8 protein-coding genes and 3 rRNA genes are annotated in these 13,978 nt (G+C 59.9%); 6 read left to right on the forward strand and 5 right to left on the reverse strand.

The window, feature by feature from the left end; all coding sequences use genetic code 11:
- Positions 1-186 precede the first annotated feature (186 nt).
- Entirely contained in the window at positions 187-651 is a 465-nt protein-coding gene (locus AC1MCD_RS07590; RefSeq protein WP_498677314.1) for an AAA family ATPase, read from the reverse strand.
- Between the two features lie 270 nt (positions 652-921).
- On the opposite strand from AC1MCD_RS07590, the gene AC1MCD_RS07595 reads away from it, so the two are divergent.
- Together AC1MCD_RS07595 and AC1MCD_RS07600 are read left to right on the forward strand one after the other, a co-directional pair.
- Positions 922-1,359, forward strand: a complete 438-nt coding sequence (locus AC1MCD_RS07595; protein WP_498677316.1) for a VOC family protein — start codon at positions 922-924, stop codon at positions 1,357-1,359.
- A 119-nt stretch (positions 1,360-1,478) separates the two neighbouring features.
- Positions 1,479-1,934: a GNAT family N-acetyltransferase gene (locus AC1MCD_RS07600; RefSeq protein ID WP_498677318.1), complete on the forward strand. Its 456-nt coding sequence runs from the start codon at positions 1,479-1,481 to the stop codon at positions 1,932-1,934.
- A gap of 49 nt (positions 1,935-1,983) precedes the next feature.
- Here the strand turns inward: AC1MCD_RS07600 and AC1MCD_RS07605 are convergent, their stop codons facing one another.
- From AC1MCD_RS07605 to AC1MCD_RS07615, 3 genes are all read right to left on the reverse strand, one after another.
- Entirely contained in the window at positions 1,984-2,643 is a 660-nt protein-coding gene (locus tag AC1MCD_RS07605; protein WP_498677319.1) for a dihydrofolate reductase family protein, read from the reverse strand.
- Between the two features lie 172 nt (positions 2,644-2,815).
- Positions 2,816-4,138 (reverse strand): alpha-amylase family protein, encoded by a 1,323-nt coding sequence (locus AC1MCD_RS07610; protein ID WP_498677321.1) that lies wholly within the window; start codon positions 4,136-4,138, stop codon positions 2,816-2,818.
- Positions 4,139-4,429: 291 nt separating this feature from the next.
- Entirely contained in the window at positions 4,430-4,813 is a 384-nt protein-coding gene (locus tag AC1MCD_RS07615; RefSeq protein WP_498677323.1) for a GNAT family N-acetyltransferase, read from the reverse strand.
- Between the two features lie 1,152 nt (positions 4,814-5,965).
- Between AC1MCD_RS07615 and AC1MCD_RS07620 the strand changes: the two genes are divergently transcribed.
- The 3 genes from AC1MCD_RS07620 to rrf all read left to right on the forward strand — a co-directional run bounded on the left by AC1MCD_RS07620 (position 5,966) and on the right by rrf (position 11,509).
- Positions 5,966-7,491 (forward strand): 16S ribosomal RNA (locus AC1MCD_RS07620).
- Between the two features lie 543 nt (positions 7,492-8,034).
- Positions 8,035-11,183: ribosomal RNA gene (locus AC1MCD_RS07625) — 23S ribosomal RNA — on the forward strand.
- A gap of 209 nt (positions 11,184-11,392) precedes the next feature.
- A 5S ribosomal RNA gene (gene rrf, locus AC1MCD_RS07630) occupies positions 11,393-11,509 on the forward strand.
- The 16S, 23S and 5S rRNA genes sit together here, the layout of an rRNA operon.
- Positions 11,510-12,041: 532 nt before the next feature.
- Here rrf and AC1MCD_RS07635 read toward each other — a convergent pair.
- Positions 12,042-13,037: a hypothetical protein gene (locus tag AC1MCD_RS07635; RefSeq protein WP_498677325.1), complete on the reverse strand. Its 996-nt coding sequence runs from the start codon at positions 13,035-13,037 to the stop codon at positions 12,042-12,044.
- Between AC1MCD_RS07635 and AC1MCD_RS07640 the strand changes: the two genes are divergently transcribed.
- Entirely contained in the window at positions 13,002-13,976 is a 975-nt protein-coding gene (locus AC1MCD_RS07640; RefSeq protein WP_498677327.1) for a hypothetical protein, read from the forward strand. The genes AC1MCD_RS07635 and AC1MCD_RS07640 overlap by 36 nt on opposite strands.
- Positions 13,977-13,978: the final 2 nt, after the last annotated feature.

A 13,978-nucleotide genomic window follows, 5' to 3' on the forward strand; every position in this document is an offset into this window, starting at 1 on the left:
TGCCGCTAGGCCAACGGTGGCCCACGGGATTAGCATCACGGGCTGCCAGCTAAAAACGAGCATGCTGCCCAAGAACCCCCACACGTGGCCGGTGTCAGACCCATCCTGCACAGCGGGTACGCCAAAGAATGCCGCGACCACTAGCAGCAGTAAACCTACTCAGAGCCAGGTCGCGATCAGCCATGATTACCGGACGTTAGGCTTGGTCGACCGCCGAGATGAGACGTTCGATTCATCCGCCAGTTCTGGGACCGGGCGGCGCCCATCGAGTTCGAGGGCTGCCCCGTTCCGAAGCAACGGTTCGACATCGAGTACGTATTCGCGGATTGCGGACCGATCTGACTCTGAACTGCCGTAGGGATTGCTTGAACGCGCTGAGACTCGCTCGATGAGGACTTCCACAGGTGCGCTCAAGAGAACAACAGCGGCAAAGCGATCATAGAAACGGCCTTGATTCTCCACGGTGCCGGAGAGAATGAAAGCCGAATCAGACGCGAGAAGTGCCGACATACGTGGTTCATCCCATGTGCCGTCGGGAAGTACCCATCCGTCGTAATCGGTGTCGAAAGTTCGGTAGCCTCTCTTGGCCAACTCGTTCAGCACAGTTGTTTTCCCTGCCCCTGACATGCCGGTGATCAGAATTCGAGCCATGCGAGCCAGCGTAGCCGGTGCTCTGGGCCCCCCGTAAGCAGACCGGCCTGCGGGGCGAAGCGAAGGCTCGATGGCAGACAGGGACTCGCAGAACGTTGGAAGGGGGTCATCAGCCGACAAAGGATCACCATAGCGGGTGACCCTCCGCTGCTAACGGGCGGCTATGCGCCCAAAAAGTGCTGGCCAAAGCTGCGGCGGCCGGTACAGTCTGCCGCGGTCGGGTCCCTGCGGCACTGGAGCTATACGGCCCGGCTCGGTAACGTGCAACCCATGGCCATCAAATTTGAGAACGTCGGCATCGCCGTTCGCGACCTTGAAGCAACAATCTCCTTTTTCACCGACCTCGGTCTCACGGTCGTCGGCCGCGACACGGTCAGCGGCGAGTGGACCGACACCGCCGTCGGCCTTGACGGCAACCATGCCAACATAGCGATGCTCCAAACGCCAGACGGTCACGGTCGCCTTGAGCTCTTCGAGTACATCCACCCCGAAGCGATCGAGTCGGAGCCCACACGTCCCAACGAGATTGGCATGCACCGCGTCGCGTTCTCAGTCGACGACATCGACAAAGCCTTGGAAATAGCCGCGAGGCACGGCTGCCGTCCGCTTCGGGGCGTGGCTACTTACAAGGACGCCTACAAGCTCACCTACGTCCGCGGTCCAAGCGGCATCATTGTGATGCTCGCACAGGAACTCAAGAATCCCTGAGGGCCGGGTCGGCGCTGCGCACCACGTGCCGCCACGCGTCAGTGTGCAAGTCTGAGGGGTTATGTCGACTTCCCCGGCGGGCACCTCCAGCCCATCGGGGTTGCACCTAGGATCGGAGAATGCTGATACGCGAGGCAGTCCCGGAGGACATCATAGGTGTGCACGATGTCTGCGATGCCAGTCAATGCGAACGCTGGCCTGCGCACATGCTCTATGTGCAGCAGGACCGTCTGGTGGTTGTCGCGCAAAGAGAAGGCCAGGTAATAGGCGTGGCCAAAACTCACTTCCAACAGGCGCCGGACGAAAGTGCGCCCGCGGGCCATTATTTGGGAGGGGTAATCGTCTCGCGCGCCCACCGCCGTCATGGCGTCGCCTCCGCGCTCAGCCGGAGCAGGCTGGAATGGATCTGGTCTCAGTCCAGAACGGCCTACTACTTCGCTAATGAGCACAACACCGCGTCGATCAGGATGCATGAGGCGTTCGGCTTCCACCCAATCGGTCGCTTTGCCAGCATCCACGGGGTCACCGCAGACGGCGGACGCTCAGAGCTTGTTCTGTTCGAGGTGTCGCACTGAAGCTTCCTGTCCCGTAAGCGGCCGGAAGGGCGTCTGCTCCCAAAATGGATTACCGGGCCGTGCGTCGAGTGAAGACCATATGGAGTACTCCGGACGGAGAAGGGGCCGATTCGATGTCAAAGCGTTGTTCGAGTCCTTCGAGTCCGTCCCAGAGGCGTTCGCCCCGGCCAAGGACGATCGGCACGACAGCGATGTGCATGTGGTCGATTAGATCCGCGTCGAGGAACTGTCGAACAGTGCTGACCCCGCCACCGATCCGGACGTCGAGGTCGCCGGCCAGGGCGCGAGCCCGCTGGAGCGCGGAGGCGGGGTCGGCGTCAACGAAATGAAAGGTTGTTCCGCCTTCCATCTCCAGTACCGGCCGGGGATGATGTGTCAGGACAACCACGGGGGTGTGGAAGACAGGGTTATCGCCCCACCATCCCTTCCATTCCTCGTTCTCCCAGGGACCGCGTTGAGGGCCGAACTTGTTGCGTCCCATGATCTCCGCGCCGATCCCGGGACCCCACTGGCTGGCGAACGCCTCGTCGATGCCGAAGGATGCCTCCGATTCCCCGTGGAGGCCCATCGCGCGGAAGGTGCGCGTCCCGATAGCCCACTCCATTAGCCGCGAGCCTGCGTGACCGAACGGCGCGTCCAGTTGCTGGCCCTCGCCGGCACCGAAGCCGTCGAGGGAGACCGAGAAGTTATGCACGCGGGCGAGGGACATGTCATCTCCTGAAGTGCTAGCCGGTCCGCATCACTTTATGGTGATCGAACCAGCGACTCAAGAGCGGCGAGGAAAGAAACAAGCCGGGATGTACACGGGACCGCGTAGCGGATGCCCCATCAGTGCGGCGCTCAAGGTCCTCGGCGCCGCCCGGCCCCTCGTCGCAGCGGCCTTAGCCGAGGACGGCCCACCCCCGCGGAGGCACCAGGACGGTGTCGGCACTGAAATCGACGGTCGCCTGTCCGGCGACGACGCCGGTGGCGCCCGCCGCGCTGATCCGCTGGGTGTCAGGCGAGAGGTTCAGTGCAACCACGAGTGCATCGTCGTCCACCGCGATCCGGTACGCAAGCACCTCGTTCGAGAGTTGGATGACGTCCGTGGTGGCCCGGTGGAGCCATGGGTTCCGTCGCCGCACCCCAATGAGTTCCTGGTGCACCGCGAAGATGGGTCGCCCCACGGAAGAGAGCTGTTCAGGGGAGGACGGGAAGATCGGCCGCACGTCGTCGTCGCCCCCTGCTCTGTCCTCCTTGACTCCCCGGTAGCCCTGCTCGTCGCCGTAGTAAACGGACGGCGTTCCGCCGACCGTGAGCAGGACGACGACGGCGTGCGGCACGAGCGCTGGATCGTTGAGTTTGCTCGCGATGCGGGTGACGTCGTGGTTGCCGATGAAGGTGAGCGGTGCGTAGGAGCCCAGGAGCGCATTGTGTCGTTCGAGGGCGGCCGCGAGTTCGAAGAAGTTCGCATCGTTGAGTGAACTCCAGACGGCCTTCCAGAGTTCGTATTGCGTGGCGGAATCAAGTCCGCCGGACCGGACCTCCGCCGCATAGTCCCCGTGGATGTACTCGCCCACGAAGTACGCGTTCGGATGGGATGACCGGACGCGAGTGGTGACCGGGGCCCAGAACGACGACGGGACGGCATAGGCGGCGTCGAGTCGCCAGCCGTCCGCACCCCGTCCCAGCCAGTGCTCCATGACCTCTACGACGAAATCGGCGACAGCCGGCTCGTCATGGTTGAGCGCCACGAGGTGGTGGTGGCCCTCGAAGTCGCGGTAGGCGGGTTCGACGCCGGGAGCGGCGCCGTGGGGCCACTCCAGCGGGAACCAGGAGGCGGAGTCCGCGTCCGGCCCATGCGTGAGGACATCCTGGAACGGCGCGAACGAGCGCCCGACGTGGTTGAAGACGCCGTCGAGCAGTATGCGCAGTCCGCGACGGTGTGCCTCGGACACCAGGGTGTCGAAGTCCTGCTCGGATCCGAGCCGGGGGTCGATCCGGAAGTAATCCGTGGTGTCGTACCCGTGCGTTTCCGACGCGAAGATGGGGCCAAGGGCGAGCCCCGACGCACCGATTTCCACGGCGTAGTCAAGCCACGGCACAAGGTTCAGCAACCGGTGGTCAGCGGCGGGTTCCGGCGTCGCAGTCTTCTCCGCGCCGACGAAGCCGAGGGGATAGACCTGCCACCAGATGGCGTGCCGGACCCAGTTAGGTTCGTTCATGGCGATCATGCCCTTCCGTCCGTTCCCGGCCCGCCCCGGAAGGGCGAAGGGTTGGCCCGGGCGGGGCCACAGTTCAGCCTATATCTACCGAGAGCACGCCGCCGGTGGCAAATTTCCGGCACCGAGTACGTTCAATCCTCGACGAGCGTCATTCATAGATGTTCAGGTCGAGTGCGTAGTGCAATATTTCGTACTCAACTCCGTTCTGCAGGACCGTTGCAGGGCCCCCTGCGACCTTGCCAAAGCCGGAGCGCTCTAAGACTCGCTGGGATCCATAATTCACGAGCGTCGTTATCGCCGTGAGGTCTGTAATCCACGCTCGCGTGCAAATGCCTTCACCAGGCCGACTGCGCGTCCAGCATGTCCAAGTCCGGTCGCTTCCCGCGCTATGCGGTACCCGAGGGATGCGGAACCATCCCTGACATCCACCAGATTGACGCGCCCGACCAGTCGATTTGTTTCGTCGCGCACAACAAAGAACAAGCAGTCGCCCGCTGATTGTTCGTCCAGGAGTGCCTGGTGGCGCGCCTGGAACTGTAGGAAGTAGTCGTCCCCGCGGTCCGGCACCCACTCGGCGAAATATGCGCGATTGTCTCGTTCGAAGGTGAGCAGTTCCGGACTGACTCCGATGCTCAAAGGTTCTATCGTCGTCGTGATTTGGAATGCATGTGGCATGACCGCATGCTATCCGCTCACCCTTTGGCTGCTCTTAGGTCACGGACGAGCTGTGGGAGGCGCCGCTTGCGCACGCCGGTAAGCCAGCGGAGTGGGGGATAGGCGAGCCGAATCAGAAAGTAGTTGATGTACTCCAATGCGCCAAGGACCCATACCGCTGTCACGGCTATGGCGCTGCCGATGTGATCCGGCCACCAGACGAGGACCCCGACCAGGCCTGCGGCCATGAGAAAGGCATCACCTGTCCGCCCAGCTCGGTACCAGCAAGCAGTGGTGGCGGGCATCGGCCTCAGCTCGACCCACGTTCTCGCCAAAAGCCAGTAGATACCGCTTGCACCAGGATGACGAGCAGGGGCGTCAGCGCCGCCCAAAGAGCGAGATGAGCGCGTGAATTCTCCATCCTCGGCATCACTACCCCGACGGCGACAGCCGCAAATATGGCAGCCGCTACAAGTTCACCCCCTCCGAGTTCCAGATACTTGCCTCTGAGCTGGCCGCGCCGTTCATCTGTCACTCTGCCCCCGGCTCGCCGTTCCGTGCTCACAATCTATCTGGACGCAGTAGCTGTTTCTGCAGGAGCAGCCCTGACGTTCAGATACGGCGGTCGAAATGGCTCAACATGGCATGCGGCTGACACTGCGTTGAGGTCATTGTCTATCGGCGCTTCTTGAACCTGGGCGGCGTGTATTTGGGTCGATTTGCGGTGGGGGTTGGGTGGGTGTATTGTTTTCTAAGTCGCCGCGAGGGGAACAGCGAGTAGCTGGTTACCGCGGGCGGCCAAACCCCCCAATTTCAAGACCATGTTCTGGTTGCTCTTTTGAGGCGCCGATTTGTGGTGGGGGATGGTGTTTTCTGCTGGTGCGGGTCCTGGAAGATGGATTTGCGTCGGGGCGGGAAACCGGGTAAGTTTGAAAAGTTGCTCCGGAGCGATCCACGGTTGTTTAGTGCTGGTGGTGGTGCCGGGTGTGTCTGTTGTTTGAGAACTCAATAGTGTGCCAAGTTTGTTGATACCAATTTATTATTAATTGGTTGAATTGACTGGATCGTGCCGCCCCTGTGGTGTGGTCTGGTTTTTACAGCTGGTTTCAAATTTTGCAGTGCGGTTTCCGCGTTATTTCCGTGGTTCCGTGTTGTGTTCGTTTTTGTTTTACTTCAACGGAGAGTTTGATCCTGGCTCAGGATGAACGCTGGCGGCGTGCTTAACACATGCAAGTCGAACGATGAACCTCACTTGTGGGGGGATTAGTGGCGAACGGGTGAGTAACACGTGAGTAACCTGCCCTTGACTCTGGGATAAGCCTGGGAAACTGGGTCTAATACCGGATATGACTCCTCATCGCATGGTGGGGGGTGGAAAGCTTTTTTGTGGTTTTGGATGGACTCGCGGCCTATCAGCTTGTTGGTGAGGTAATGGCTCACCAAGGCGACGACGGGTAGCCGGCCTGAGAGGGTGACCGGCCACACTGGGACTGAGACACGGCCCAGACTCCTACGGGAGGCAGCAGTGGGGAATATTGCACAATGGGCGAAAGCCTGATGCAGCGACGCCGCGTGAGGGATGACGGCCTTCGGGTTGTAAACCTCTTTCAGTAGGGAAGAAGCGAAAGTGACGGTACCTGCAGAAGAAGCGCCGGCTAACTACGTGCCAGCAGCCGCGGTAATACGTAGGGCGCAAGCGTTATCCGGAATTATTGGGCGTAAAGAGCTCGTAGGCGGTTTGTCGCGTCTGCCGTGAAAGTCCGGGGCTCAACTCCGGATCTGCGGTGGGTACGGGCAGACTAGAGTGATGTAGGGGAGACTGGAATTCCTGGTGTAGCGGTGAAATGCGCAGATATCAGGAGGAACACCGATGGCGAAGGCAGGTCTCTGGGCATTAACTGACGCTGAGGAGCGAAAGCATGGGGAGCGAACAGGATTAGATACCCTGGTAGTCCATGCCGTAAACGTTGGGCACTAGGTGTGGGGGACATTCCACGTTTTCCGCGCCGTAGCTAACGCATTAAGTGCCCCGCCTGGGGAGTACGGCCGCAAGGCTAAAACTCAAAGGAATTGACGGGGGCCCGCACAAGCGGCGGAGCATGCGGATTAATTCGATGCAACGCGAAGAACCTTACCAAGGCTTGACATGGACTGGAAATACCTGGAAACAGGTGCCCCGCTTGCGGTCGGTTCACAGGTGGTGCATGGTTGTCGTCAGCTCGTGTCGTGAGATGTTGGGTTAAGTCCCGCAACGAGCGCAACCCTCGTTCTATGTTGCCAGCGCGTTATGGCGGGGACTCATAGGAGACTGCCGGGGTCAACTCGGAGGAAGGTGGGGACGACGTCAAATCATCATGCCCCTTATGTCTTGGGCTTCACGCATGCTACAATGGCCGGTACAAAGGGTTGCGATACTGTGAGGTGGAGCTAATCCCAAAAAGCCGGTCTCAGTTCGGATTGGGGTCTGCAACTCGACCCCATGAAGTCGGAGTCGCTAGTAATCGCAGATCAGCAACGCTGCGGTGAATACGTTCCCGGGCCTTGTACACACCGCCCGTCAAGTCACGAAAGTTGGTAACACCCGAAGCCGGTGGCCTAACCCCTTTATGGGGAGGGAGCTGTCGAAGGTGGGACTGGCGATTGGGACTAAGTCGTAACAAGGTAGCCGTACCGGAAGGTGCGGCTGGATCACCTCCTTTCTAAGGAGCACCTACAACAACCCTGCCAGGCGTTATGTCTGTGTGGTGGTGTTGTCAGGAGTACGCCCGTTGCGCAGACGCAAGTTCTGCGGCGGGTGCTCACGGGTGGAATATCAGCAAATAGGTGCCTGGCGGCACATGCCGGCGGCTAGTACGAATCATGGTTCCCTTCGGGGGGTGTGGTTCTGGAACGTTCGCCGGTGTTCTATCGCTGGGTAGTGTTTGGCACACTGTTGGGTCCTGAGGCAACAGGGCCGGGTGGGATGCGTTGTGGCTTACGGGCTGTGGTGTGTTCTTGTCCTGGTACTTGTTTGTTTCTGGTTTCCTGGCTGCACCGATCACACGGTTGCTTGTCTCTTTGCGGGGGCGGGTGTGTGTGGGGTGTGTGGTTTGGGGTTGTTGTTTGAGAACTACATAGTGGACGCGAGCATCTTTTATAAGAAGCAATTTCCAAGAATATGAACCTGGATCTGTTGTTCTGTCTTTCGGGATGGAGCAGTGGTTTCTGTGGTTCTCTCGAAAATTTCTGAATTGATCTTTTGTGGTCAAGTTTTTAAGAGCACACGGTGGATGCCTTGGCATTAGGAGCCGAAGAAGGACGTAGGAATCTGCGATAAGCCTGGGGGAGTCGATAACCGGACTGTGATCCCAGGGTGTCCGAATGGGGAAACCCCGCCAGGGGAGCGATCTGCCTGGTGACCCGCATCTGAACACATAGGGTGCGTGGAGGGAACGCGGGGAAGTGAAACATCTCAGTACCCGCAGGAAGAGAAAACAATAGTGATTCCGTTAGTAGTGGCGAGCGAACGCGGATCAGGCTAAACCGTTCCATGTGTGATAGCCGGCGGGCGTTGCATGGTCGGGGTTGTGGGACTTTCCATACCAGTTCTGCCGGATTGGTGGGGTGTGATGTGCAGGCATAGGTGAACGGTCTTGAAAGGCCGGCCAGAGAGGGTGTGAGCCCCGTAACCGAAATGTTTTGTGCCGCCTGTGAGAGTATCCCAAGTAGCACGGGGCCCGAGAAATCCCGTGCGAATCTGTCAGGACCACCTGATAAGCCTAAATACTCCCTAATGACCGATAGCGGACCAGTACCGTGAGGGAAAGGTGAAAAGTACCCCGGGAGGGGAGTGAAACAGTACCTGAAACCGTGTGCTTACAATCCGTCGGAGCATCTGCAGCTTGCTGTATGGGTGTGACGGCGTGCCTTTTGAAGAATGAGCCTGCGAGTTAGTGTTACGTCGCGAGGTTAACCCGTGTGGGGAAGCCGTAGCGAAAGCGAGTCTGAATAGGGCGTTGCAGTGGCGTGATCTAGACCCGAAGCGAAGTGATCTACCCATGGCCAGGTTGAAGCGACGGTAAGACGTCGTGGAGGACCGAACCCACTTCAGTTGAAAATGGAGGGGATGAGCTGTGGGTAGGGGTGAAAGGCCAATCAAACTTCGTGATAGCTGGTTCTCCCCGAAATGCATTTAGGTGCAGCGTTGCGTGTTTCTTACCGGAGGTAGAGCTACTGGATGGCTAATGGGCCCTACAAGGTTACTGACGTCAGCCAAACTCCGAATGCCGGTAAGTGAGAGCGCAGCAGTGAGACTGTGGGGGATAAGCTTCATAGTCGAGAGGGAAACAGCCCAGACCACCAACTAAGGCCCCTAAGCGTGTGCTAAGTGGGAAAGGATGTGGAGTTGCGAAGACAACCAGGAGGTTGGCTTAGAAGCAGCCATCCTTAAAAGAGTGCGTAATAGCTCACTGGTCAAGTGATTCCGCGCCGACAATGTAGCGGGGCTCAAGTACACCGCCGAAGTTGTGGATTTCAAATTTTTGCCAAGCCGCTCACTTGTTGGGTTGGTTCAGGCGTTTGGAGTGGTAGGGGAGCGTCGTGTGGGCAGTGAAGTCGCGGTGTAAACCAGCGGTGGAGCCTACACGAGTGAGAATGCAGGCATGAGTAGCGAAAGACGGGTGAGAAACCCGTCCGCCGAATGATCAAGGGTTCCAGGGTCAAGCTAATCTGCCCTGGGTAAGTCGGGACCTAAGGCGAGGCCGACAGGCGTAGTCGATGGACAACGGGTTGATATTCCCGTACCGGCGAAAAACCGTCCATGTTGAACAGGGGATACTAACCGCCCGAGACCTGCCCAATCACCCTTGTGGTGTGCGGGTTTTGGTGGAGCGCGGGACCTGATCCTGGGAGGCAAGCGTATTAACAGGTGTGACGCAGGAAGGTAGCCGAGCCGGGCGATGGTTGTCCCGGTCTAAGGATGTAGGGCGAACGGTAGGCAAATCCGCTGTTCATGATGCCTGAGATCTGATGGGACCCCCGTAAGGGGGGATTTGGTGATCCTATGCTGCCGAGAAAAGCATCGACGCGAGGTTTTAGCCGCCCGTACCCCAAACCGACACAGGTGATCAGGTAGAGAATACTAAGGCGATCGAGAGAATTATGGTTAAGGAACTCGGCAAAATGCCCCCGTAACTTCGGGAGAAGGGGGGCCCCAACCTTGAACACCACACGCTGGTGGGAGGGGATCGGGGCCGCAGAGACCAGGGGGAAGCGACTGTTTACTAAAAACACAGGTCCGTGCGAAGTCGCAAGACGATGTATACGGACTGACTCCTGCCCGGTGCTGGAAGGTTAAGAGGACCGGTTAGCCCTTACGGGCGAAGCTGAGAATTTAAGCCCCAGTAAACGGCGGTGGTAACTATAACCATCCTAAGGTAGCGAAATTCCTTGTCGGGTAAGTTCCGACCTGCACGAATGGAGTAACGACTTCCCCGCTGTCTCAACCATAAACTCGGCGAAATTGCAGTACGAGTAAAGATGCTCGTTACGCGCAGCAGGACGGAAAGACCCCGAGACCTTTACTATAGTTTGGTATTGGTGTTCGGAGTGGCTTGTGTAGGATAGGTGGGAGACGTTGAAGCCCGGACGCCAGTTCGGGTGGAGTCATCGTTGAAATACCACTCTGGTCACTTTGGACATCTAACTTCGGCCCGTAATCCGGGTCAGGGACAGTGCCTGATGGGTAGTTTAACTGGGGCGGTTGCCTCCTAAAAAGTAACGGAGGCGCCCAAAGGTTCCCTCAGCCTGGTTGGCAATCAGGTGTCGAGTGTAAGTGCACAAGGGAGCTTGACTGTGAGAGAGACATCTCGAGCAGGGACGAAAGTCGGGACTAGTGATCCGGCGGTACATTGTGGAATGGCCGTCGCTCAACGGATAAAAGGTACCTCGGGGATAACAGGCTGATCTTGCCCAAGAGTCCATATCGACGGCATGGTTTGGCACCTCGATGTCGGCTCGTCGCATCCTGGGGCTGGAGTAGGTCCCAAGGGTTGGGCTGTTCGCCCATTAAAGCGGTACGCGAGCTGGGTTTAGAACGTCGTGAGACAGTTCGGTCCCTATCCGCTGCGCGCGCAGGAAATTTGAGAAGGGCTGTCCTTAGTACGAGAGGACCGGGACGGACGAACCTCTGGTGTGTCAGTTGTACTGCCAAGTGCACCGCTGATTAGCTACGTTCGGATGGGATAACCGCTGAAAGCATCTAAGCGGGAAGCTCGCTTCGAGATGAGATTTCCATACACCTTGTGTGTGAGAGGCCCCCAGCCAGACCACTGGGTTGATAGGCCGGATGTGGAAGCGAGGACTAACGACTCGTGAAGCTGACCGGTACTAATAGGCCGATAACTTACACCACACACTCTCTTCGTGAACCCGTTTCAAAAGGGGTTCACACCAATGAAGAGAGTAAAAAGAAACAAGACTGCTTGCGTCCACTATGTGGTTCCCAAACAACAAACCCGTTGCTTGAGGAACAAAAAACACAACACAATAACAACACCACAATGTTGTAGCCACAGATTTCCCACCCACGGCCCACACGCCGGCAGGGTGCGGACACAAGGTTACGGCGGTCATAGCGTGGGGGAAACGCCCGGTCCCATTCCGAACCCGGAAGCTAAGACCCACAGCGCCGATGGTACTGCACCCGGGAGGGTGTGGGAGAGTAGGTCACCGCCGGAACACCATTAAACGGTCGAGAGCCTCCAGACACAGTCCGGAGGCTCTCCCGCATTTAACCACCCACCCCAAAAACCCAGGCCACCACTCAGACCCCGCAGCAACTGCGAGAGCATCCGGGGAACGCGCACCAACCGAGAGAGGGTTCCCCGGGAACCGGGATTAAGTGAGAGAGCGTTCCCCGGGAACCCACATCAACTGCGGGAGCGTTCCAGGAGATGTGAACATTCCCACGACGGGGGCCTGCAAGCGGATCTATGTCATACGCCGGTGGGGTCTCGCTTAGAATTGACTGAGATGTACGGACTTCGAAGCGCTTGATTTCGGGTTGCGTAGGAGAACGAAACACGGAACGAGCGGCTGCGATTGCGCAAGTGGTCGGCTCACAACAGGAGGAATCCCCATGGCTGAGCACAACGGCGGCAATCGCGGCGGCAACGACCGCGGCCCTTTCCGCGGGACAAACAATTCCGGCGGAGTGCCGCGCGGATTCCGTTCCCGTGACGACAGGAATTCTGAGGGGCCGAAGAGTGGATCAGGCTCCGGTGACCGCAAGTCCTTCGGTGAGCGGAAGCCCTATGGCGACCGCGATAATAAGCCTTATGGTGATCGTCCGCGCCGTGAAGGTGAAGGCGATCGCCGCAGCTTCGGCGGCGGTGGCGGCGAGCGCAAGCCTTACGGCGACCGCGACAACAAGCCCTATGGTGACCGGCCACGCCGCGAAGGTGACAGCGAACGCCGCAGCTTCGGCGGCGGTGGCGGCGAGCGTAAGCCGTTCAGCGGTGGAGGTGAGCGGAAGCCTTACGGCGACCGCGACAACAAGCCCTATGGTGACCGGCCACGCCGCGAAGGTGACAGCGAACGCCGCAGCTTCGGCGGCGGTGGCGGCGAGCGTAAGCCGTTCAGCGGTGGAGGTGAGCGGAAGCCTTACGGCGACCGCGACAACAAGCCCTATGGTGACCGGCCACGCCGCGAAGGTGACAGCGAACGCCGCAGCTTCGGCGGCGGTGGCGGCGAGCGTAAGCCGTTCAGCGGTGGAGGTGAGCGGAAGCCTTACGGCGACCGCGACAACAAGCCCTATGGTGACCGGCCACGCCGCGAAGGTGACAGCGAACGCCGCAGCTTCGGCGGCGGTGGCGGCGAGCGTAAGCCGTTCAGTGGTGGAGGTGAGCGGAAGCCTTACGGCGACCGCGACAACAAGCCCTATGGTGACCGGCCACGCCGCGAAGGTGACAGCGAACGCCGCGGGTTCTCCGGCGGCGACAACCGCAAGCCGTTCGGCGACCGCCAGGACCGGGCACCCCGCAGTTTCGACCGCGGCGACTCCGGTCCCCGCCAGTTTGGACTGGACCGTGCTGAGGACCGCCCGGCCCGTGTTCCCAATGCGCGTGACCTGCGCAGCGCCAACCGTCCCGACCGTGAACGGTCCCCTGAGATCGATGAGGATGTCACGGGCAAGGAACTTGACCGCGCCACCCAGCACCAGATCAAGACTTTGGAAGCCAAGAGCGCCGAGTGGGTTGCCCGTCACCTTGTCATGGCTGGCCGCCTGATCGATGAAGAACCTGAGCTTGCCTTCCAGCATGCCCTCGCCGCCAGCCGGCGAGGTGGCCGTCTGGCGGCCGTCCGTGAAGCCGTTGGACTGACCGCTTACGCAGCAGGACATTACGGCGAGGCCTTGCGCGAATTCCGGACCTACCGCCGTATCAGCGGCTCTAACGTGCACCTGCCTGTGATGGCGGACTGCGAACGTGGCCTGGGCCGGCCTGACCGTGCACTCGACGTGGTGCGCTCCGAGGAAGCCAACGACCTGGACGCTCCGGGCAAGGCAGAGCTGGCCATTGTGGCAGCAGGAGCCCGGACAGATCTCGGCCAGCTGGACGCTGCCGTGGCAGAGCTTGAAATCGCCCAGCTGGACATCAACCGGGCGTTTTCCTACAGCCCCCGGCTCTTCCGCGCCTACGCTGACGCACTGGCCGCGGTGGGCCGCCAGGACGAAGCCGCTAAATGGCACAAACAGGCCGTGGTTGCTGAGAATGCCCTGGGCCTCGGCACGGACGAAGAACCGGACATCGTGGATCTGGGTTGGGACGAGGAAGAGGAAGCCCGCGAGGAAGCCCAGCGCAGGCGTCTGCTGGAACGTGCTGCCGGAGCCTCTGACGCCAAGTCCGCCGGTTCTACCGCCGGGACGGGAGCCACCGCTGAGTCCTCTGAAGGAAAAGCAGCATCCACCGGTGTGGACGCCGCAATCGATGACGTGGAATCCGACTACTTCGAGTCCGATGACGCCGAGTCTGATGAGGACTCGGTCGAATCGGATGAGCTCGAATCCGGTGCTTCCGAAGAGCCCGCTTCGAATCACGACCACTCAATCCACGACGACGCAGCCCACGAGGATTCAGCCGACGCCAGTGACCTTGAGGGCGGCAACGCAGACGACGCCGGCCACTCCGAAGGACGGGACAGCTAGCC

The organism is Arthrobacter sp. BF1 (genome assembly GCF_056680215.1).